Below are 20,725 nucleotides of genomic sequence, written 5' to 3'. Positions count from 1 at the left end.
TCGCGTATTGATGAATCACTTTTACTGTCTTTTTGTTAGGGACACAAAACTAACTAAAGTGCCTAGAATCCCTGGCATTATGGGCATATTCAGCATATTTGCATGCATGCGTCAAGAACTTTTGTTAGGTAATCCTAACAAAATGCTTTACAGAGAAAACTTCAGCGGTATACTGAGAGTGATTTCAGAAAGGATTGGGGATATTGAAAGAAACAGATGCAACACCCAAAAAGCGCAAACTCATTGAGTACGCGAATGGGCCCTCACTGGAGGAGATCAACGGCACCGTCGAAGTGCCAAAAGGCAAAGGCTTCTGGCGTACGCTACTGGCTTATTCAGGTCCCGGGGCTTTGGTTGCCGTCGGTTACATGGATCCAGGTAACTGGTCGACCAGTATCACCGGGGGGCAAAACTTCGGGTACCTCCTGATGTCCATCATCCTAATTTCAAGTTTAATCGCGATGTTGCTTCAAAATATGGCGGCTAAACTTGGCATTGTGACGCAAATGGACTTAGCCCAGGCGATTCGGGCCCGGACCAGCAAAGCACTTGGCATTGTCCTGTGGATCATGACCGAGCTCGCCATTATGGCGACTGATATCGCGGAAGTCATCGGCGCGGCCATTGCGCTGTACCTGCTCTTCGGCATTCCGCTAGTCATTGACGTGTTCATCACCGTTTTTGATGTTCTGCTCTTATTGCTGCTGACGCGCATCGGCTTTCGTAAAATCGAGGCTATCGTGGTCGCGCTGATCATGGTGATCCTGTTCGTCTTCGCCTATCAAGTCGCACTGAGTCGGCCAGATTGGATCGGTGTGATCAAGGGCCTGGTGCCATCGGCTGGCACAATCGCTGCGCACCCAACGGTCAACGGCATGACGCCGCTGTCTGGGGCGCTTGGCATCATCGGCGCCACGGTCATGCCGCACAACCTGTACCTGCACTCGGCGATTTCGCAGACACGTAAAATCGACCACGACGACGAGGAACAAGTTGCGCAATCGGTGCGCTTCAGCCAGTGGGATTCCAACATCCAACTGTCCGTCGCGTTCATCGTGAACTCGCTCCTGCTGATCATGGGCGTGGCGGTGTTCAAAAGCGGCGCGGTGAAGGATCCGTCCTTCTTCGGTTTGTACCAGGCACTGTCTGACACCTCCGTCTTATCCAACGGCATTTTGATTGCCGTCGCCAAGTCCGGGGCGCTGTCAGTCCTGTTCGCGGTCGCCCTGCTGGCGTCCGGTCAGAACTCAACCATCACCGGCACACTGACCGGTCAGGTCATCATGGAAGGCTACATTCACATGCGCATGCCGCTGTGGGCGCGCCGGCTGGTCACTCGCCTGATCTCCGTGATTCCAGTCCTGGTCTGCGTGTGGATGACGCGCAACCTGTCGCCAGTCGCCGAACATGAGGCGCTGAATGACCTGATGAACAACTCACAAGTCTTCCTGGCGTTCGCACTGCCGTTTTCGATGCTTCCGTTGCTGCTCATGACCGACTCCAAGGCCGAAATGGGCAAGCGGTTTAAGAACTCCACCTGGGTCAAGATTTGCGGCTGGATCTCCGTCATCGGCCTGACCTTCCTGAACATGCTGAACCTGCCGGATGCGTTTGCCGGCTTCGTCAGCCCCAGCATGGAAACCGAAGCCCACATCGCCGCGTATGTGGCGATTGCCCTAATCATTTTGCTGCTGGCATGGTGCCTGTATGACATGTACAAAGGCAATCAGGCCCTCGTAGCGTCCGGCATGGCCCGCGACCAGTTAATCGCGGCCGGAAAGTCTGCCGACGAAATGGTCAAGCAGGAGCGCGCTGAAGAAACTGCTGAAGATCAACAGAAAAAGGAGGATAATCGCTGATGTCACCAGATGACTATCAAAAAATCCTCGTGGGTGTCGATGACTCGGCCGACGCCTTGGCCGCGTTTCAGTACGCGATCCACCGCGCCCGTGTCGACGGGGCCAGCCTCGTGATCACCACGATCATGGAAAGTGACGAGATGAACGTGTACGAGGCCCTGTCGAAGGACTACGTGCACGGCGAGCGCAAGGACCTCGAACAACACCTGTCCGAATACGTCCAACTCGCTGAAAAAGCCGGCATCAAGGATGTCCGCGCCGTGATCGGCGAAGGCGACGCTGGGGAGACTATCGTCAAAACGCTCATTCCCAAGTACCAGCCGGATCTGCTGGTGATTGGGGCCGCCGCCAAAAAAGGCATCGCCCGGCACTTCGGCTCGCAGGCGGCCTACATGGCGAAGTACGCGCCGTGCTCCGTGCTGGTGGTGCGCGAGTAACGCAAACATTGCCCGGGAAATTTTCGGGCTTTGTTTTTACTGGACATATGCAACATAAAACATATAACAAGTTAGGAAGTCGCTTATGAACTACTGGCTCCTCACGCTGACTTTTCTCAGTGTGAACTTAGACTTTTTCTTCATGCTGCTGTTTCTGCTGAAGCGCTATTCGCGCGGCGCAGTGATCCTGGGCTACGTGCTCGGCGTCACCGTGCTGATGACGCTGAGCTTTGCGATCGGCAAAACACTTGCACTGCTGGTCCCCGAATGGGCGCTTGGCGTCCTCGGCGTCCTGCCCCTGTACATGGCGCTGCGGCAAGATCACGATGCGGATCAGCCGCGAACGCAAAGCTCGGCCGTCGCCTCGGTGTTTCTGACCTACCTGTCTGTGTGCGCCGGCTGCAACCTGTCGATTTTCCTGCCGGTCTTGGCCGGCGAGACGCTGGCCCACTTCGGGGTCACGCTGATCTTCATTGCGCTGCTGGCCGTTGCGGTGGTCCTGGTCATCAACCTGATCGGCCGCCTGCCGCAGGTGGCGGCAGTGATGAAGGCCCATGGTGAAGCGCTGATGCGCGTGTGTTATGCGGCCGTGGGGCTCTGGGTCTTTTGGGACAGCGGTTTGATCGCCCACTTGCTTGCCTTCGTCTAGGAGATGGCCAAATGAATGCGCAACAATTGGCGGAAGCGGTGAAGATCTTCAAAGTCCTCAGCAACGACACCCGCGTCCGCATCCTGTATTTCCTCAAAAATCGCGAGGCCGATGTCACGACCATCGTCGAAGGGTTAGACATCGATCAGCCGCAGGTTTCGCACCAGCTGGCGATGCTGTATCAGTATCGGCTGGTTTCACGCCGCCGAGTCGGCCGCCACGTGTATTACATACTGGACGAGCCACACGTGCTGACGGTGGTCGACGCCATGTTGGCGCACGTTTCACGTGAAACCGCCGGCCAGCCCGTTAAACTATGAACCAACCAAATTGAGACCGCGTCATCCCCTCTGCCTGAGGCGGTGACGCGGTCTGTTTTGGTTGCGCAAATTCGCCCCACCTGATATGCTTAGATTGAGAAAAGTTTAGCCACGCCTAAAACCAAGGAGGGGTTCCATGTTTCAACTCACGGACCTCACCGTTGCTTACGATGCCACACCAGTGTTCACTGATGCGACCGTCACCTTCGACGAGGGCAAAATCACTGGCATCATCGGTCCCAATGGTGCAGGAAAATCAACGCTGATCAAGGCCGCTCTCGGCCTGATCAAAAAGCAACACGGCACAGCCACGTTCAACGGCCGCCCACTCAGCGTCTTCAAGCGCCGCATCGCGTACGTCGAGCAGCGCAAGGACTTGGACCTGACATTCCCCATCAGCGCCTTTGACGTCGTCTTGACCGGCACGTACGCGCGCCTTGGCCTCTTTAACCATCCCGGACGCGAAGAAAAAGCCCAGGCCAACGCCGCGCTGGACCAGGTTCAGCTGGGTGCGTTTGCACAGCGTCAAATCGGCAACCTGTCGGGCGGCCAGCTGCAGCGGGTGTTCGTCGCCCGCGCAATTGTGCAAGACGCGGATCTCATCATCCTCGACGAGCCGTTTGTCGGCATCGACCTGCAAAGCGAGGCCACCATCATGGCGATCCTGAAACAGTGGCGCGACGCCGGCAAAACCATTATCATCGTGCACCACGACTTGAACAAGGTCTTCCAGTACTTTGACGACCTGGTCGTGATGAACCACGGCATTATCGACTACGGGCCAGTTGCGCAGGTTTACACCGCGGCCAACATTACCCGCGCCTTTTCCCCAGACTTGTCGGCGGTCCTGTTCGACCAGCAGGAGGTGGCGCAATGACGACCATTACCGAATTTATCACCGCACTGGGACGTTACGGCTTCCTGCAAAGCGCACTGCTGGCTGCGATCATGGTCGGCATCATGTCCGGCATTATCGGGGCCTTCATCATCCTGCGCGGGATGTCGCTGATGGGTGACGCAATTTCCCACGCGGTGCTGCCAGGGGTTGCCATCGCCTACATGCTCGGCATCAACCTGCTGATTGGCGCCTCGGTGTTCGGCATTATCGCGGCGCTGCTCATTGGTTTTGTCTCGACCCACAGCAAACTCAAAACCGACACGTCGATTGGCATCGTGTTCTCCGCGTTTTACGCGCTGGGCTTCATTCTGATTGCCGCGGCCGGCAGCGCGGTGAACTTGAACCACATTTTGTTCGGGAACATCCTCGCCGTGTCGGACGGCGACATCATGACCACCGCCGTGGTACTCGGCATCGTGCTGCTGTTTGTGGTGACCTTTTACAAAGAGCTGCAGATCACCTCGTTTGACCCGGTGTTCGCGCAGACTTACGGCCTGAAAGTCCAAGTCATCCACTACAGCCTGATGCTGGTGCTGACGCTGGTGACCGTGTCCGCGCTGCAAACCGTCGGCATCATCTTGGTGGTCGCGATGCTGATCACGCCAGCGGCCACCGCGTTTCTCTGGACGAACGGGCTGGAGGTGATGCTGGGGCTCTCGGCGGCAATCGGCGCCGTCTCCGCCACCGTCGGCCTGTACCTCAGCTACACCTTCAACTGGGCGTCCGGCCCGGCAATCGTGCTGGTCGCCGCCGCGCTGTTCCTGCTGTCCTTCGTCCTGGCGCCCAAGCAGGGCTTCGTGCGGTTAAAAACGCGCATCTCCCGCCCGCGCCGCCAGGCAAAAACGGCCCACGGGCTGGCCGACGAGGAGGTGCTGTAAATGCGCCGCTTTTGGCTCACGCTGTTCAGTGTCACCGTCATGATTGCCGGCGTCGCCATGTTTTTGACCACCCGGACCGACCGGCCGCATGCCGATGCACCGACTGGCAAGTTGCGCGTGGTCACCACCAATTCGATTCTCGAGGACATGGTGCAGCAAGTCGGCAAGGATCAGGTCGAGGTTTATTCAATTGTCGCGCGCGGCACCGACCCCCACGAATACGAACCGCGGCCTGCCGACATCGCCGCATCCGCTGAGGCCGACGTGCTGTTTCACAACGGCCTGAATCTGGAAACCGGCGGCAGCGGCTGGTTCACCAAGCTGGTCGAGACGTCAGGCAAGCACTTTGACCAGGAAGTTTTCGCCGCCAGTGCCGGTGTGCGGCCCCGCCACCTGACGACCAACCCCAAAGAACAAGATCCGCACGCGTGGCTCGATCTGGCCAACGGCATCCAGTATGTGCAAACCATCACCACTATTTTGGCTGAAAAAGACCCGCAAAACGCCCCCTTTTATCAGCAAAACGCCGATGCCTACACGAAAAAGCTCGCAGCCTTGCACGAAAGCGCCCAGCGCCAGTTCCAGGACCTGCCGAAAGACCGCCGCGTTCTAATCACTTCAGAAGGCGCGTTCAAGTACTTCGGCGGCGCCTACGACCTGACCCCAGCCTACATTTGGGAGCTGAACTCCGAGTCCCAGGGATCGCCTTCGCAGATGAAGGCTGTGCTGGCCAAAATCGCCGAAAGCGACGTGCGCAGCTTGTTCGTCGAGACCTCGGTGTCCCCTAAGTCGATGACTAAAATCGCGCAGGACACCGGCCTGCCGATCCACGCCCAGCTGTTCACCGACTCGCTGGCCAAAACCGGCAGGACTGGCGACACGTACTACGACATGATGAAGTGGAACCTGGAAAAGATCCACGAGGGCCTGAGTAAGGCGTAACGCAAAAGAGGCCTCTCAGGGCCTCTTTTTTTTGCATTCAACTACTACTTCTGATCATCATCCTTGTTAGCAAACACGCTCGGATCGATGCGCGAGTCGAGTCCATCATCCTGGGTGAAGCCGTCATGCGAAACTGGCAGCGGCTTGGACGGCAGCAGCGCCAAGATGATCATGGACAGCAGCGCCGCCCATTCCACCAAACTCTGCGCGGTCGAGCCGCTTTTCAGCAGCTGCGCGCCGCCGTACACAATAAGCTGAATGGGAAAAATCCACCACGGGATCCCGCCGTCACGGTAGCGCCGAACCGTCAGGCCAATGCTCGGCAGAATCACGGCGACGTAGAACACGACCACCAGCACCAGAAAAATCACCAGGCCCGCCCCAAGGCTGGCAAACAGTTTCTTGGGATCGATCCCGCTGGAACTGCCCGCAATGGCGCCGATCACCGCCCCGAGAAAGGCGATCATCACGACGATGGATAAAATGGTCTGAAACAGCGTGATCCACCAGTATTCACTCCGGCTGGACCGCCCCTTGAAATTCACATAATTGCCAAAAAACGCCTTGATCGACGTGAAGCCGGTCGCGCGGTAGTACCGATTGTGCGCCGCGGCTTGCTCGGCTTGATTGGATTTGATTGCCATTTCCCTACCCCCTTCTCTAATGGTGACGAAAGAATCATAGCACGGGCGATTGCCTATCACAATATAATTAACATTATTAACCAATATTCGTTCGCTGCTATACCAATTTCACAGTTGTGCTTCTGGGTATGTGCTGCCAGACCTAGTCGTCACTGAACACTGTCCTCCTTGCCGGGTGCTCAAATTGGCACCATGGGGCGCAGTGAGTTTTTCCTGAAGTCATTAAAAAACGGCCAGCCCCTGTACGGAGCAAGCCGTTATTTGTGCTACTGCAATTCCTTAGGCCGCGGCGCCAGGACCACGTTGGCCCCCATCGACATCAACCCATTGAACGTCTCTTCGCAGTCGGTCAGGTCAAAGCCTTGCTTGCCTGTCGGCTCCGGAAATCTCACGGTGGTGATCGGTGCCACTTCATTCAGGTACTCCAGCGCGGCTGGGGTGTCGGTTTTCAACCCATCGTCCCACCAGAACAGCACCGGGTTCTTGCTGACCATCAGACTGACCTTGAACTCCATGTGACTCGTCCCCTTCCCATTGGTGAAAGCGCTTCATCCATTTCTAGGATAACGCATGTTAGGGTTAAAATGCGAATCATATGCTCAGGGTGCTGGCGTTTTTTTTAGCTCGCGACGGCCTCGGCCTCGCGCAGCCAGCCGTCCTGCATGTTGTACAGGTGGTCGGCAAACGGCATCAGCCGCGTGTCATGGGTCACGACCACCACCGCCTTGTTGTGCTTGACAGCCAGGTCCTTGAGCAGCGCGCCGACGACTTCGACGCGGGCACTGTCGAGCGCCGCGGTCGGTTCATCGGCCAAAATAATCGCCGGATCTGGGTACAGCGCCCGCGCGATCGCGACCCGCTGCTGCTGGCCGCCGGAAAGCTCGCCGGGGTACTTGTGCACCAGGTTCTGAATGCCTAGTGTTGCCAGCACTTCATCAAGCTGTTCCTTCGACAAATTCCCGTTCGGCTTGACCTTGTCGACCAGCTTGAACTGGTCGGCGACAGTTAAGTACGGCAGCAGGTGATAGGCCTGGAGCACAAAGCCGATGGCGTCTAGGCGCAAGGCGTCGCGCTGCTTCTTCGAGCGCTCGGTATACTTGACGCCGTTGACCTCAACGCTGCCGCTCGTCGGTGTCAGCAGGCCCCCCGCAATCGTGAGAAACGTGCTTTTCCCGGAGCCGGATGGCCCCATAATGAGACTCAGCGACCCGGCATCGGCCTCAAAACTGACGTCGTGCAGCGCCTCGACCCGCGCCGTGCCGGTGCCGAACACCTGGCTCACGTGTGAGACTGAAAATGAATTTTTCATGCGACTTAACCTCCAATAACGGAAACGGGATCAACGCTGAGCACCGACTTAATGGGAATGAGACTCCCAAGCAGCGCCATGACCAGCAGGCCCAGGCCCACTTCGGTCAACGCCGGAATGTCAAAGGCCATCGGCACGGCGCTCGGCATCACGGCCGCCGTCGCGATGGTCAACACCGTCGCCAGCACTAGGCCAGACAGCACCAGCAGCAGCGACTGCGACACCGTTGCGCCGACCAGCACCTTGCTTGGGATTCCCTGCGCGCGCAGCACCGCGTAATTCGGCAGTTTCTGCATCGTCAGGATGTACAGAAACACCGCGATGATGATCAGCGAGATCACCATCAAAAACCCGATCATTAGAATGAAGGTCGCGTTTTGCGCAGAGTACCCGGGCAACTTATTGATGACCTGCTGCTTGGTGTATGTTTTCACGCCGGTATTCGTATTTTTGTAGGCCTTGCTTTGCGAAATCACCGCCGAGCCGACCGGGCCCGCAACGATGCCGCGCAGCGCGGACCAGCTGCTCAGGCGGCCGTAAACCACTGGCGCGATGTTCAGCTTGGCCTTATCGGTGAAACCGACAATGGTGAACTTATCCTTGTAGTCGTTCAGCTGCAGCTTGTAGCCCAGCTTGTAGCCGGCGTTCTTGAACGCGGTGTCGACCACGACCTCGTTGGCTTTTTGCACGTTGCGGCCGGCTGTCAGCTTCAAATTTTTGTAGATGAACTGACTCGACTTCAGCCCCAGGAACACGGCAGACTGCTGCTTTTGGCCCTTAGCCTTGGCGACCACGCTGGTTTCGCCCAGCAGCGCCTCCTTGTTCGACAACTTGCCGACCTGCTTTTGGGACAGGAACGACTGACGCATGTCGGTGTTCGCGTCGGCGTTCAGCACGATGCGCTGCGCCTGCCAGCCATTGATGGCGTCGGTGTTTTGCTGCGCGAGGCCCAGCGCCAGGCTGGTCAGGATGAAAATCAGATAGCCGATCAGAACGATCATGAAAATGATCAGCCCCGAGCGCAGTTTTTCTTTTTTGATTTCTTTGAGTGCTAAAAACATGACCTCATTCTCCTTCACTGCCGCGCGTCAAGGCGATGCGCAGCTGCGCGATCCGGGCCTCAGCGGTTTCCGGCGCTAACATAATGTCTTTGACAGTTTGGTGATACAGTACCGTGAACGCCCACTGCTTAGCGTCGCCGCCCGGAATCAGCCGCGTTGGCGCCTCGCCCAGGTAGCCTTCGTTGTAGCGAAAATGCTGCTGAATCAGCTCGCGGTACTCGCACTGGTTGGTGGTTTCGACAAACTGACGCAGCGCGGCGATGTACTCGTCGACGTTGCCGGCGGTCGGCCGCTTGGGCATCCCCTGGTGGATCTCGCGCATCGCGATGCCGAACAGGTACCGGTACGCGTCGGTCAGATCGGTGAAGTACTTGTAAAACGCGCCGCGCGCAATGCCGGCGTCCTTTACGATCCGCGCCACCTGGGCGTCCGCCAGCGGGTAATGGGAAAATTCATTCAGCAGCGCCTGGCGGATGCGCGCCTGCTTTTCTTCATCTAAATGTTCAAAAGTGGGTAATACCAAGGCTAGTCCTCGCTTTCTGCGGTGGTGACGCCGTGTCACCACATGCCGATGTTGATTAGTATACGCGCCGGTGACACCGTGTCAACTTTTTTCGCTTATTTATTTTCAGAGGATTTGTGAAAAAGTGAGTTGACACTCACTTTTTAGTCAGGTATAGTGATCGGCGTTGAGTGAGTCACCACTCACCAAGGAGACGATACGAATGACAACTAGATTAATTGATTTGAAGCACCTGCAAAAGAAGTTCGGTAAGCAAACCGTTCTGGCGGACGTTTCGCTGCACGTGGACGCAGGCCAGATCCTCGGGCTCATTGGCCCGAGCGGCGCCGGCAAGTCCACGGCGATCAAAACCGCGCTGGGCATGGAAGTCGCGGACGGCGGCGAGGCCCTCGTGCTCGCCACGCACATGCCTAACCGCGCACTTTTGGGACAAATCGGGTACATGGCCCAAGACGATTCGCTGTACGACGCCCTCACCGGCGAGGAGAACCTGCGCTTTTTCGGCCGCATGAAAGGCGTCAAAAAGGATGCACTAGCCGCTAACATCGCGCATGTCGCCGACGTCGTGGACCTCACGCCCGACCTCAAAAAGCGCGTTTCCGGCTACTCCGGTGGCATGCGGCGCCGGCTGTCGCTCGCCATTGCCCTGCTCGGTGACCCCGAGCTGCTGGTGCTGGACGAGCCGACTGTCGGCATTGATCCGGCGCTGCGGCGCAAGATCTGGCACGAGCTGCATCAACTGCGCGACGCCGGCCGCGGCGTGCTCATCACCACGCACGTGATGGACGAGGCCGAACTCACCGACGAGGTCGCGCTGCTGCTCGACGGCAAGGTCATGGCCTACGATGCGCCGGCCAAGCTCGAGGCACAGTACCAGGTCAAGACGATCGAAGAAGTCTTCTTAAAAGCGGAAGGGGTGGCTTAATATGCGCGCACTGTACATTGCCCGGCGCGTCGTCACCGAGCTGATCCGCGACAAACGGACCCTGGCGTTGATGTTCGTGGCGCCGGTTTTGATCATGTTTTTGATGAAGCTGATTTTTACGCAAAGCGCGACGACAAGCGTCAAAGTCGCCACAGTCGGACTGAACGATAATGTCCGGACCGCGTTAAACGACGTCAAGCACGTGAGCGTGACCAAAAAGACCAGCAATGCCAGCGCGCAACATGCACTGAAGAATCAAAAGGTCGACGCCGTGATTCACGAAACCAGCGCCAGCCATTACACCATCACCTACGCCAACACCGATGCCACCAAGACCAGCCTCGTCAAGGCCGGCTTCAATGCGGCTCTGACGCAAAACGGCATGAAGACACTGAAGCAAACGACCGTCAAGCTGAGCAAGACCGTCAGCCAAATGGCGACCACCATCGCCAAGCTGTCCCCGCAAGCGGCCGCGGCCATGAAGCATCCCAAAGCCAAGGCCCAACCGCGCACCAAGATCAAGAGCCGCTACAACTATGGCGATAAGAACACCGGCTTTTTTGACAAAATCGTGCCGATACTGATGGGCTTTTTCGTCTTCTTCTTCGTGTTCCTGATTTCCGGCATGGCGCTGCTCATGGAGCGCACGACTGGCACGCTGGACCGCCTGCTGGCCACCCCGGTGCGCCGCGGTGAGATCGTGCTGGGCTACATGATCAGCTATGGCATCCTGGCCATGATTCAAACCGTCATCATCGTGCTGACCACAGTTGGCTTCATGGGCGTTGAAATCACCGGGACGCTGGGTGCGGTCATGGTCATTAACTTCCTGCTTGCCCTCGTCGCGCTGGCGTTCGGTATCCTGATGTCGACGCTGGCGGAATCCGAATTCCAGATGATGCAGTTTATCCCCATCATCGTCATCCCCCAAGTCTTTTTCTCCGGCATCGTGCCGCTGGATTCGTTGGCGAGCTGGGTCAAAGACATCTCCTACGTGCTGCCGCTGACTTACGCCGGCCACGCGATGACGCAGATCATCATGTACGGCTCCAAGCTCACGAGCCTGGGGCTCGACATCGGCGTGCTTCTGCTTTTCCTGCTGGTCCTGACCGGCCTGAACGTCCGCGGCATGCGGCGGTATCGCAAGGTGTGATAAACTGATCGCAGCAATAAGGAGGTCGCCATGCAAGTCAATTCAGTCGAGACATTATTGGCCAACAGCCTGGCACAGTCAGACTTGTCGGAAAAACAGCAGAACGTGCTGAAGGCCTGCCTGAAGCTTTTTTCCGAGCAAGGCTACGATCGCACCACGACCGCCGACATCGCAAACCTGGCCGGCGTGTCGGAAGGCACCGTGTACAAGCATTTTAAAAATAAGCGCGAGATCCTCGACGCCTTGCTCGAGCCGCTGAAGGCGAGCGTGCTGCCCGCCGTCGCCGACGAATTCGTCGCGGAAACAGGCAAGCAGCATTTTGACTCGCTGGAAGCCACCCTGCGGTTTCTCATCAGCGACCGCATGCGCTTTGTGGTGGATAACCGGCTCATCATTCGCGTCTTTCTGCAAGAGGTGCTAGTGAACACCGACTTGTTCGACAGTGCCCTGGCAATGGCCAAGCAACGCTTTGTCCCGGCCGTCCTGCCCATGCTGGCAAACTTCAGCCAGCCCCAGCATCCCCTCACCCTCGAGTCCTTTCGGCCGATATTCGGCCTGATGCTGACGTACCTGTTGCCGGTTATCCTGAAACCGGCACTGCAGCTCGATGTGGATCAGGCCACCGCCAAGATCCTCACCAGCGTCATGCCGGCCCTAACCTAGAAATCAACAACAAAGAACCACCGCACGCTCTTCATTCAAAGCGCGTGCGGTGGTTCTTTACGGTATGGGCAAATTCAACAGCCAGTCAACACTGCTGATAACCGTTCAATCTGCAGTTGTTCCACGTGAAACCGATCAATTCAACTCTAGGTTAGCTGGTCAAACCGCGCTATTTTTGCCCGTAGTACGCGTTCTTGCCGTGCTTGCGATAGTAGTGCTTATCCAGCAGGTACTGCGGCACGTGATTGTCCTTAGCGCTCAGCGTCATGGTCTGGTAATCGATCTGGCTGACGACCTCGAGCACCTTGGCGTTGTACACGGCCTTGGCCGGCGTCGCTCCCCACGTGAACGGCCCGTGCCGACTGACCAGCACCGCCGGCACCGCGTCGTGGTCCAGGTGCCGGTCGGCGAAGGTTTTGACGATCACCTCGCCGGTTTCCTCTTCATAGGCGCGCTCGATTTGCGCCTTAGACAGCGGCTCTGACACCGGCACATCCCCGTAAAAGGTATCGACCGCAGTGGTGTTCAGCGCCGGGACATCCATATTCGCACTGGCGAAGGTGACGGCGTACGGTGAGTGCGTGTGCACGATCCCGCCAATGTCCGGAAACGCGTTGTAAAGGACCACATGCGTTGGCGTGTCGCTGGACGGTCGCAGCTTGCCTTCAACCACCTCACCCTTCAGGTTAACGACCACCATGTCGCTGGGCTGCAGCGTTTCGTACGGCACCCCGGACGGCTTGATCACAAACAGCCCGGCGTCACGGTCGATCCCCGAAACATTGCCCCAGGTGAACGTGACCAAGTCGAGTTTGGGCAGCTGCATATTGGCCTCGTAGACTTCCTCTTTGAGTTTTTCTAGCATGCTAGCCTCCTACTCAATCACGATTGCCTTCACACCAAACAGCGTCGCCAGGTCCTTGATCTGGGTGGTGTTGATGCTGAAGGATAAAACCGTGTGGTGACCGCCGCCGTTTTGGATCCAGGCGGTCGCGCCTGCCTTCAGCCCCACCTTTGGCGTCCAAAGCTGACTGGCGACGGGCAGATGCGGCAGCGGCTTTTCGGCCAAGGCTGCGTTAACTGGGTAACCGATGAACTTGAAGCCGTCGCGGAAGTCCGCCAGGGTCACGTCAACCGCGTCGCCAGCAGAGCCGTTAAAGACTAGGCGGGCCGGATCGGCCTTGCCACCGATGTCCAGCGGGTGCACTTCGATCCGCGGCTTGTCAGAGGCGATGGAAGGATCAACTTCCAGCATGTGTGAGCCCAAAATGGCTTCGTGCCCTGGACGCAGATCCAGCGTGTAGTCCTCCATGAACGAGGTCTTCTGGTTATGCGCAAGGACCTTCAGAACGTGGCTGAGCGCAGACGTCTTCCAATCTCCTTCGGCGCCGAACCCGTAGCCTTCCGCCATCAGCAGTTGCGCCGCCAGTCCAGGCAGCTGCTCGAGTCCGTGCAGGTCCTCGAAGTTGGTCGTGAAGCAGTTGTAGCCGCGGTCATCCAGAAACTTTTTAATGCCCAGGTATTCGCGGAGCTGGTAGCGCACTGCGTGGTCATACTTGGCCGCATCATTCTCGCCGCGTACCACAGTGTACTTGGCGGTCAGGTCTTCGTATGCTTGATCGATGTCGGCTTCACTCACGGCATCGATTACCTCAACGACATCGTGCAGTGCGTAGTAGTCGACGGTCCAGCCAAACTTGATCTGGGCCTCGACCCGGTCGCCATCGGTCACCGCAACGTTGCGCATGTTATCACCGAACCGCGCCACTTTAGTCTGAAAACTCTCGGCGTAAGCCACGGCCACGTCTTCCCAGTCAGCGATTTGCTGCTGGACCTCAGGGGTTGCCCAGTGCCCATACACGACCTTATTATGAATGTCCAACCGCGCGTTAATGTAGCCGTACTCGCGGTCGCCGTGCGCGCTCTGGTTCAGGTTCATGTAGTCAAAATCGATTGTTTCGTAAGGAATATCATTGCGGAACTGTGTCGCCAGATGCAGCAGTGGCTTTTGCAGAAGTTTGGTGCCGCGGATCCAGTTCTTCGCCGGTGAAAAAGTATGCATCCAAGTGATGACGCCGGCGACCTGATCGCGGTAGTTGGCCTCCTTCATGAAGGCCGTGATCCCATCGGCCGTCGTCAAAACGCCCTTGAACACAACGGGATAAGGCAGCGTGCCACTTTCGTTCAGCTTGGCCGCGATGGTCTTGCTGTCGGCTTCGACCTGTTTCAGCGTCTCCTCACCGTACAGGGCCTGACTGCCCACGGCAAACCAAAATTCATATTGTTGTGCTAATTTCATTGTGAAGTCCTCCATTCAGATTTTCTAATCAACGAGACTGCCGGCCTGGCGCGCCAACGGCAAGGCCTTTTGGTAGCGGGCAAGAAAATGCTGGTAAGCTTCGCGTCCGCTTGGCTCTGGCGCGAGTGTGGTCGCCGTCGTCTCCTGAAACACCTCAGACTGCAGATATTTCGCGAGATCGCCGCCACCGACCGCAGTAAACTGTGCGAGCACCGCCATCCCAAACGGACCGCCGACACTGGCGTTCGTCATGACCGTGATCGGCAGGCCCAGCGCATTAGCCAGCACCTGCTGCGCGATCTTAGGGGTCTTAAAGAGTCCGCCTTGCGCGACCATCGTGGACTCCTTCAGCGTGACCAGCTCGTGCAGCTTTTCCATGCCGACCGCCAGCGGGGCAAAGGCCGCGTCCAGCTGTGTCGCCATAAAATTGGCCAGCGTCATCTGCGTGCTTGACGTGCGGACCTGAATCGGTCGGCCCTGATCGACCTGGGTGATGTTCTCACCGGACACATTTGCAAAAGCGAGCAGACCGCCCAGGTCGGCATCCGCCTTTGGGACTGCGACAAAAAGCCGTTGGTACAAGTCGTCAGGGGTCTCACCGGTAACCGCGGCGATGGCATCCCCCATCAGACTGATCCAGGCGTTGAGGTCTGAGGAACAATTGTTGGCGTGGACCATCGCGACCGGCTGACCAGTTGGCGTCGCCACAATATCGATTGCCGGATCCCAAGAGTCGGGAAGCTCAGGCAAAATAGTCATCGTGAACGCCGACGTGCCTACAGAGATGTTGCCTGAATTGACCGCCACACTATTCGTGGCGACCATCCCGGTGCCGGCATCCCCTTCCGGCGGCGCCATCACCGCCCCAGGCTGCAGCTCACCGCTTGGATCCAGCCGCGCAGCCCCGCCTTCGCTCAGGCGCCCAGCTGGTGTCCCAGCCAGCAGCGGCGCTGGCAAGATCTGGCGCAGTTGCAAGTGGTGCGCCTGCACGGCCGGCAAGGTATCAAAGACCACCAGCTTCATCGCGTCGTACTGATCAGTGGCCGGATCAATGGGAAACATCCCTGAGGCGTCACCGATCCCAATCACCCTTTGCCCGGATAACTGCCAGTGCACATAACCCGCCAGTGTCGTCATAAAAGCAATCTGATCGACGTGGTTTTCACCGTTTAAAATCGCCTGATAAAGGTGGGCAACACTCCAGCGCTGCGGAATGTTGAAGTGAAACAACTGCGACAGCTGCTCCGCGGCCTGGCCCGTGGTGTTATCACGCCAAGTCCGAAACGGTGTCAACAGCTGGTCGTCGGCATCAAACGCCAAGTAGCCGTGCATCATCGCGCTAATGCCGATCGCCTTGATCTGCGTGATGGGAACGCCGTACTGCGCCTTCACGCGCGCCGCCAAATCCGCGTAGGCGGCCTGAATCCCAACCCACACCTGATCCAGTGAGTACGTCCAGTGCCCATCAGCCAACGTGTTCGTCCAGCCATAGGCGCCCGTGCACACCGGCGTCAAGTGAGCCGTTAGCAGTTCCACTTTGATTTGCGTCGATCCCAGTTCCAGGCCAAGCGTGAGCTGACCGGCTTCAATCGCCGCTTTGATTGCGTTGTCCATCTGATCCCTCCTGCCCATAAAAAAAGAAGTTGCGATCTGTTCGCAACTTCAAGGTAAGCGGTTTATTTGTCGTCATCAAATTGATTCAATTGATTCGACACAATTCAGCTCAGTTTCTTAATCGAGCGCCGCATCACAAGCTCTGCCGGATACTGAATTGAAGCCGGCGTCTGGTGCGCGATCGCCTGAAGCACTGCCCGGCCAGCCGCCTCGCCCATGCGTCGTTTAGGATGAACTGCGGTGGTGAGCCCCGGGCGCGAATAGCGACTCATCTCATAGTCGTCAAACCCGACCAGCGAAATATCGTCCGGCACCTTGATCCCCGCTTCACCCAGCCAGGAAATCAGGCGAATAGCCAGTTGGTCATTGTAGCAGGCAATCGCAGTAGGCCGTGAATCCCCATTCACAACATCCAGAATGCGGGCCTTCAGGTCAGCAAGGTGATCGCCGGATTGGTACAGCATGACGTTCCCGGTAGATAAGGTCGGCTGGTTCGCCTGATAGGCCTGAACAAATCCCTGCATGCGATCGACGCCCTGCTGGTCATCGATTTGAAAAAGGCCAAGGATCTGGCGGTGCCCCTGCTTGAGCAGCGTCTCGATCAGCTGGCGCTCCCCACCTGCGTCATCAACCGTCAGTGTCGGAAAGTCGGTGAGACCGGTGTAGCCGGCATTGATAAAGACCACTGGGATCCCCGCCAGTGCGATGCGCCGATAAAGCGCCAGATTGGGATTAGCCATGGCGCTGCGCGTCGGCTCGATAATGAGCCCAGCGACTCCGGTATCCATCATTCGGATCAGGCTGCGCTGCTCGTTTTCAAATTCGTTGTGCGTATTGCTCAGCATCAGGCCGTAGCCTGCCTCGCTCACAACACTGTCGATGCCAGAAATAATCGGCGGAAAAATGTAGTCTGCCAAGTGCGTTGTAATGACGCCGATAATTTTCCGGGCGGCCTGCTTACGCTGCTTATTGCGCGGATCCGCCACGTAAAAGCCGCTGCCCTGCACCGCTCGGATCAACCCTTCATCTGCTAGCGCCTTCAGGGCCTGACGCAGGCTGTAACGCGAGATGTCAAATTGTGTCAGTAGCGCTTGTTCTGTTGGCAGTTTATCGCCGATCGCATAGCGGCCGGCCATGATGGCTTCTTTTAGTGCCAGACGTACCGCTTCTTTGGTTTGCATGTTCCCACCCCTTATTGATTACAGTAAACCGCCTTTGAAAAATTTATTCAAATCAATTTTCGCCGAATCAGTGCGGTGAGGCCTAAAAATGCCGGCGCAACCGATTGCAATTATGTGTCAAATGACCACTTTCCTAGACTTCTTTCGGGGAACCCATCCGCCACGGTCAGCAATGATTACTGACCGCTTGTCGACCCTGGCTCTTGTTGAGACGTCGGCTGATCAGAAAGGATCGTGCCAATCAGTCGGCGTACTGCTTCGGTGCCGAACTGTGCCGGCAGCTGCGACTTGGGGTCCACCGCCTCCGTGTTCAGATGTGTTCGGCTCATAGACGCTCTATATGCACTTGGAGAAACGCCGACGCGCTGTTTAAAGGTGTGCATAAACTGTTTGGAATCGCCGAAGTACGCCTTATCCCTAACCTCCGCCACCAGTAGATTGGTCGACGCAAGCAGATACTTCGCGTAGCTGATCTTCATATCCAATATGTACGACTTGAGCGACACGCCCATTTCTCGCTTAAATAATCGACTTAAATAACTCGCATTCAGTTCGAACTGATTGGCCACGTCTCGCACCGTGAGTGATTTCGAGATGTTGGTCCTCACCCACTCCGAGATCTTTGTTGAAGCCAAGGATTCTGGCTTCTGGACTGGCAAAGTCTTCATAAAATCAGTGCTAACTTGGCACAGTAGATACGCAGTAAAGAAATCGTTTTGCCGTTCGCTGACCGGGTTTTCATTGACCGCCTGAAGCAGCTGGTGAAACAGCAACAGTAGGCCTTGCGGATCATCGGCCTGATAGACCGATGGGATCAGCGCATATTGATTTAAAGCAGTCGCGGTGTTGCCCGCTAATCGCTGACGATTTGCGGTGCTGATCTGCGAATCAGCATCCGAAATGGGCTGAATAACCGCAAAGAAATGAATCCAGAACAGTGATACTGCTTCCGTGGTAGCCTGCGTGCCTTCAACGGTTGCATCCGGGGGGATTAATAACGGTTGCCCAGGCCTTAAGGTCACTGGTTCACCGTTTACGCTTAAGGACAATGTGCCCTTTTCAAGTAGCATCAGCTCAATATCCGCTGAGTGATGATTACGCCGGTGCTTCCAAGCCGAACCAGCCTTCTTGACAAGGTGGCCTGACCACACATGAATAATTGGATCATTAAGCGAAATTAGATACCTCATCATCCACCGCCTTAGGTCAAATTTTCACACCCATTGTACATTAAAAACGGTTATAAGATGGCTCGTGCCGGTGTATTCTTCATTGTGGTCCGCGATATCAAGGCACAGGCCAAACAATAATGCCAGTTTTCTTGAAAAGGAAGTGTGGTTTATTGACCGCAAAATCTAAAGTGACCGTCACTGAACAGGGCGTTTCAAGCCTTTCACAATCTGTCCAAACGTCTGCCTTTCAACAGGTGATTGACGCCTGTGCCAGTGCTGGCGGTGGCGTTATCGAAGTGCCGGCTGGCAGGTATGTGATCGGCAGCATCCGCTTACGGTCAAACATCACGTTAAGACTAAACGCCGGGGCCGTGCTCGTCGGCAGCGCTAACCTCAATGACTACACCGACTTCAACGAGGCCAACCCGGTCGACTATGTGCATGATCCTTTTTATATTAAAGAATGGCACTTACCAGATCATTACTTCGCGGCACTGATTAGCGCGTATCACGAGCAGAACGTCCAGATTATTGCTGAAAGCGGCAGTGCGATCGACGGGTCCTCGCTGACGGACCCGCGAGGGGAAGAAGGGTTCCGTGGGCCGATGGGAATCGCCATGGTGGGAATCAGTCACCTGACCCTTAAAGGCTACACATTCGTCAATAGCGCCAACTGGTCACACGCCATTCTAGGCTGCCATCATGTCACAATTGACGACGTGCAAATTCGCGGCGGCCACGACGGTTTCAATCTACATCACTCACGGGATATCCGAATTAGTAACTGCGGCGTCTACTCTGGTGATGACACTATCGCTGGCTACGACATTCATCAGCTGACGGTTCGTCATTGCTTGCTAAACACGGCATGCAACAGTATGCGAATCGGCGGTCAGGAGATTCAATTCGACGACTGCACATTTAGCGGTCCCGGACTGTACCCTCACCTTGCCAAGCAAACCAATTACACCCATGCATTTTTTAAGTATTACGCAATCGACGCGGATAAAAATCAGCAGCCATCTGAGAACATTACCATCAAGCGTTGTCTAATCAATGATATCGGCCGGCTGATCAGCTACAATCGCGGCGACAAATCTGTAATGCAAAACGGCTCTTACATGCGGACACTGACTTTTGACTCTTGCGTGATCGATCACGTCTCGGCGCCGTCCGTCATCCACGGCAACGGGACCGCGTTGACCGTCACCTTCACCCACGTTCAATTTGGACATAACGAAGCGACTGAGCTATTCCAGCTGGATTCGTCAGTCAAAGTTGTCCTAGAAGCCGTCACTTTTCTTGAGCCAACAATGATTAAGCAAGGCACTGATACATGCTCGCTGTGCGGGCATGTGACTCGCATGGTACTGTCCGATAATGGCTAACTGGCATTCCTCAAAATAGTCAACAAGCACCATCAGCCCTTTCTCTCAACCAAAAGGGCCGGTGGTGTTTTAGTATCAGGCGGATCTCTGTTACACGTGAAACTTGCGGCCTGCTTCACGATTCGGTCGTACACCTGCGGCTGGGGTTACACATGATCACCTGGAGAGCGGTAAATTACTGCAGCCGAACCGGCTGTGAAGGCGCATGATAAAACCCAATAAAGTGCAAGCGCACACTAGGATCAAAGGAGTCTTACCATGACCGAAACCCAAATCATCCCCGTCACCGAGTCTCAGATCCCCACGCTGGTGAACCTGGCCCGCACCACTTTTGCCGATACGTTCAACGCCAATACGGCGCCAGCCGACATGGCGGCCTTTCTAGACACGGCGTATTCGCCTGAGCAGCTCACCCAGGAGCTGCACACGCCAGGCACGACCTTCTGGTTCATCACGGTCGACGGCACCCCGGCCGGCTACCTTAAGCTCAATGTCGATGGCGCGGTAACTGCCGATGTGCAGGCGAAAAACGCGCTGGAGCTGGAGCGGATCTACATTTTACCTGCGTACAAGCACCAAGGCCTGGGCAGCAAGCTCTACGCTCATGCGTTAAAAATGGCGCAGAGCCTGCACAAGGACACCATCGCGCTCGGCGTCTGGGAACATAACGAGCCCCCCAGTTTACAATTCAAGTGCAACACCTTAGCGACTAGACCAAAAAGGCCATGAAGACCTATTCTTGTTAGTGCAACCAGACAAGAAAGCAGGAATCTTCATGACCCACTCTCAGATTAACACTCACAAGCACTA

22 protein-coding genes are annotated in these 20,725 nt (G+C 56.5%); 12 read left to right on the top strand and 10 right to left on the bottom strand.

The annotated features are described in order from the left end of the window. Positions 1-203 precede the first annotated feature (203 nt). The 7 genes from JUE30_RS03455 to JUE30_RS03425 all read left to right on the top strand — a co-directional run bounded on the left by JUE30_RS03455 (position 204) and on the right by JUE30_RS03425 (position 5,983). Positions 204-1,859: an Nramp family divalent metal transporter gene (locus JUE30_RS03455; protein WP_374706434.1), complete on the top strand. Its 1,656-nt coding sequence runs from the start codon at positions 204-206 to the stop codon at positions 1,857-1,859. Next, positions 1,859-2,296, top strand: coding sequence for a universal stress protein (locus tag JUE30_RS03450; RefSeq protein WP_203623631.1), 438 nt, complete (start codon positions 1,859-1,861; stop codon positions 2,294-2,296). Before JUE30_RS03455 ends, JUE30_RS03450 begins: the two co-directional genes overlap by 1 nt. An 85-nt stretch (positions 2,297-2,381) precedes the next feature. Then, complete coding sequence (locus JUE30_RS03445; RefSeq protein WP_203623630.1) at positions 2,382-2,945, top strand: cadmium resistance transporter; 564 nt, start codon at positions 2,382-2,384, stop codon at positions 2,943-2,945. Positions 2,946-2,956: 11 nt separating this feature from the next. Next, entirely contained in the window at positions 2,957-3,265 is a 309-nt protein-coding gene (locus tag JUE30_RS03440) for a helix-turn-helix transcriptional regulator (RefSeq protein ID WP_203623629.1), read from the top strand. Positions 3,266-3,401: 136 nt separating this feature from the next. Then, entirely contained in the window at positions 3,402-4,142 is a 741-nt protein-coding gene (locus tag JUE30_RS03435) for a metal ABC transporter ATP-binding protein (protein ID WP_203623628.1), read from the top strand. Then, entirely contained in the window at positions 4,139-5,041 is a 903-nt protein-coding gene (locus tag JUE30_RS03430) for a metal ABC transporter permease (RefSeq protein ID WP_203623627.1), read from the top strand. Before JUE30_RS03435 ends, JUE30_RS03430 begins: the two co-directional genes overlap by 4 nt. Further along, positions 5,042-5,983 carry a metal ABC transporter solute-binding protein, Zn/Mn family gene (locus tag JUE30_RS03425; RefSeq protein WP_203623626.1) on the top strand — a complete coding sequence of 314 codons (942 nt, stop codon included), beginning with the start codon at positions 5,042-5,044 and terminating at the stop codon, positions 5,981-5,983. It begins immediately after the preceding gene. Between the two features lie 44 nt (positions 5,984-6,027). Here the strand turns inward: JUE30_RS03425 and JUE30_RS03420 are convergent, their stop codons facing one another. From JUE30_RS03420 to JUE30_RS03400, 5 genes are all read right to left on the bottom strand, one after another. Further along, positions 6,028-6,627 carry a DUF805 domain-containing protein gene (locus tag JUE30_RS03420; protein WP_203623625.1) on the bottom strand — a complete coding sequence of 200 codons (600 nt, stop codon included), beginning with the start codon at positions 6,625-6,627 and terminating at the stop codon, positions 6,028-6,030. 266 nt (positions 6,628-6,893) lie between these two features. After that, complete coding sequence (locus tag JUE30_RS03415; protein WP_125755118.1) at positions 6,894-7,142, bottom strand: hypothetical protein; 249 nt, start codon at positions 7,140-7,142, stop codon at positions 6,894-6,896. A 104-nt stretch (positions 7,143-7,246) separates the two neighbouring features. Next, entirely contained in the window at positions 7,247-7,936 is a 690-nt protein-coding gene (locus tag JUE30_RS03410; RefSeq protein WP_203623624.1) for an ABC transporter ATP-binding protein, read from the bottom strand. Between the two features lie 5 nt (positions 7,937-7,941). Next, a complete protein-coding gene (locus JUE30_RS03405) occupies positions 7,942-8,997 on the bottom strand; it encodes an FtsX-like permease family protein (RefSeq protein ID WP_203623623.1) in 1,056 nt (351 codons plus the stop codon). 4 nt (positions 8,998-9,001) lie between these two features. Further along, on the bottom strand, positions 9,002-9,520 hold the full coding sequence (locus tag JUE30_RS03400; RefSeq protein ID WP_203623622.1) for a TetR/AcrR family transcriptional regulator: 519 nt from the start codon (positions 9,518-9,520) through the stop codon (positions 9,002-9,004). Between the two features lie 202 nt (positions 9,521-9,722). On the opposite strand from JUE30_RS03400, the gene JUE30_RS03395 reads away from it, so the two are divergent. The 3 genes from JUE30_RS03395 to JUE30_RS03385 are packed head-to-tail and all read left to right on the top strand — an operon-like array spanning position 9,723 to position 12,261. Beyond that, positions 9,723-10,445, top strand: a complete 723-nt coding sequence (locus tag JUE30_RS03395; protein WP_203623621.1) for an ABC transporter ATP-binding protein — start codon at positions 9,723-9,725, stop codon at positions 10,443-10,445. A 1-nt stretch (position 10,446) separates the two neighbouring features. Then, on the top strand, positions 10,447-11,598 hold the full coding sequence (locus tag JUE30_RS03390; RefSeq protein ID WP_203623620.1) for an ABC transporter permease: 1,152 nt from the start codon (positions 10,447-10,449) through the stop codon (positions 11,596-11,598). A gap of 30 nt (positions 11,599-11,628) precedes the next feature. After that, on the top strand, positions 11,629-12,261 hold the full coding sequence (locus JUE30_RS03385) for a TetR/AcrR family transcriptional regulator (protein ID WP_203623619.1): 633 nt from the start codon (positions 11,629-11,631) through the stop codon (positions 12,259-12,261). 169 nt (positions 12,262-12,430) lie between these two features. On the opposite strand, the gene JUE30_RS03380 is transcribed toward JUE30_RS03385, so the two are convergent. From JUE30_RS03380 to JUE30_RS03360, 5 genes are all read right to left on the bottom strand, one after another. Next, positions 12,431-13,126: an L-ribulose-5-phosphate 4-epimerase gene (locus JUE30_RS03380; protein ID WP_203623618.1), complete on the bottom strand. Its 696-nt coding sequence runs from the start codon at positions 13,124-13,126 to the stop codon at positions 12,431-12,433. Positions 13,127-13,135: 9 nt separating this feature from the next. Further along, complete coding sequence (gene araA, locus JUE30_RS03375) at positions 13,136-14,560, bottom strand: L-arabinose isomerase (protein WP_203623617.1); 1,425 nt, start codon at positions 14,558-14,560, stop codon at positions 13,136-13,138. A gap of 24 nt (positions 14,561-14,584) precedes the next feature. Beyond that, on the bottom strand, positions 14,585-16,174 hold the full coding sequence (locus JUE30_RS03370) for an FGGY-family carbohydrate kinase (RefSeq protein WP_203623616.1): 1,590 nt from the start codon (positions 16,172-16,174) through the stop codon (positions 14,585-14,587). Positions 16,175-16,278: 104 nt separating this feature from the next. After that, positions 16,279-17,355: a GntR family transcriptional regulator gene (locus JUE30_RS03365; protein ID WP_203623615.1), complete on the bottom strand. Its 1,077-nt coding sequence runs from the start codon at positions 17,353-17,355 to the stop codon at positions 16,279-16,281. Between the two features lie 176 nt (positions 17,356-17,531). Next, entirely contained in the window at positions 17,532-18,545 is a 1,014-nt protein-coding gene (locus JUE30_RS03360; RefSeq protein ID WP_203623614.1) for an AraC family transcriptional regulator, read from the bottom strand. Between the two features lie 152 nt (positions 18,546-18,697). Between JUE30_RS03360 and JUE30_RS03355 the strand changes: the two genes are divergently transcribed. Next, positions 18,698-19,915: a glycoside hydrolase family 28 protein gene (locus tag JUE30_RS03355; protein ID WP_239061350.1), complete on the top strand. Its 1,218-nt coding sequence runs from the start codon at positions 18,698-18,700 to the stop codon at positions 19,913-19,915. Between the two features lie 258 nt (positions 19,916-20,173). Then, complete coding sequence (locus JUE30_RS03350; RefSeq protein WP_203623612.1) at positions 20,174-20,644, top strand: GNAT family N-acetyltransferase; 471 nt, start codon at positions 20,174-20,176, stop codon at positions 20,642-20,644. The last annotated feature ends 81 nt before the right edge of the window (positions 20,645-20,725 follow it).

The organism is Lacticaseibacillus sp. 866-1 (assembly GCF_016861825.1).
Taxonomy (GTDB): Bacteria; Bacillota; Bacilli; order Lactobacillales; family Lactobacillaceae; genus Lacticaseibacillus.
This window is presented reverse-complemented; position numbering and strand designations above follow the sequence as displayed.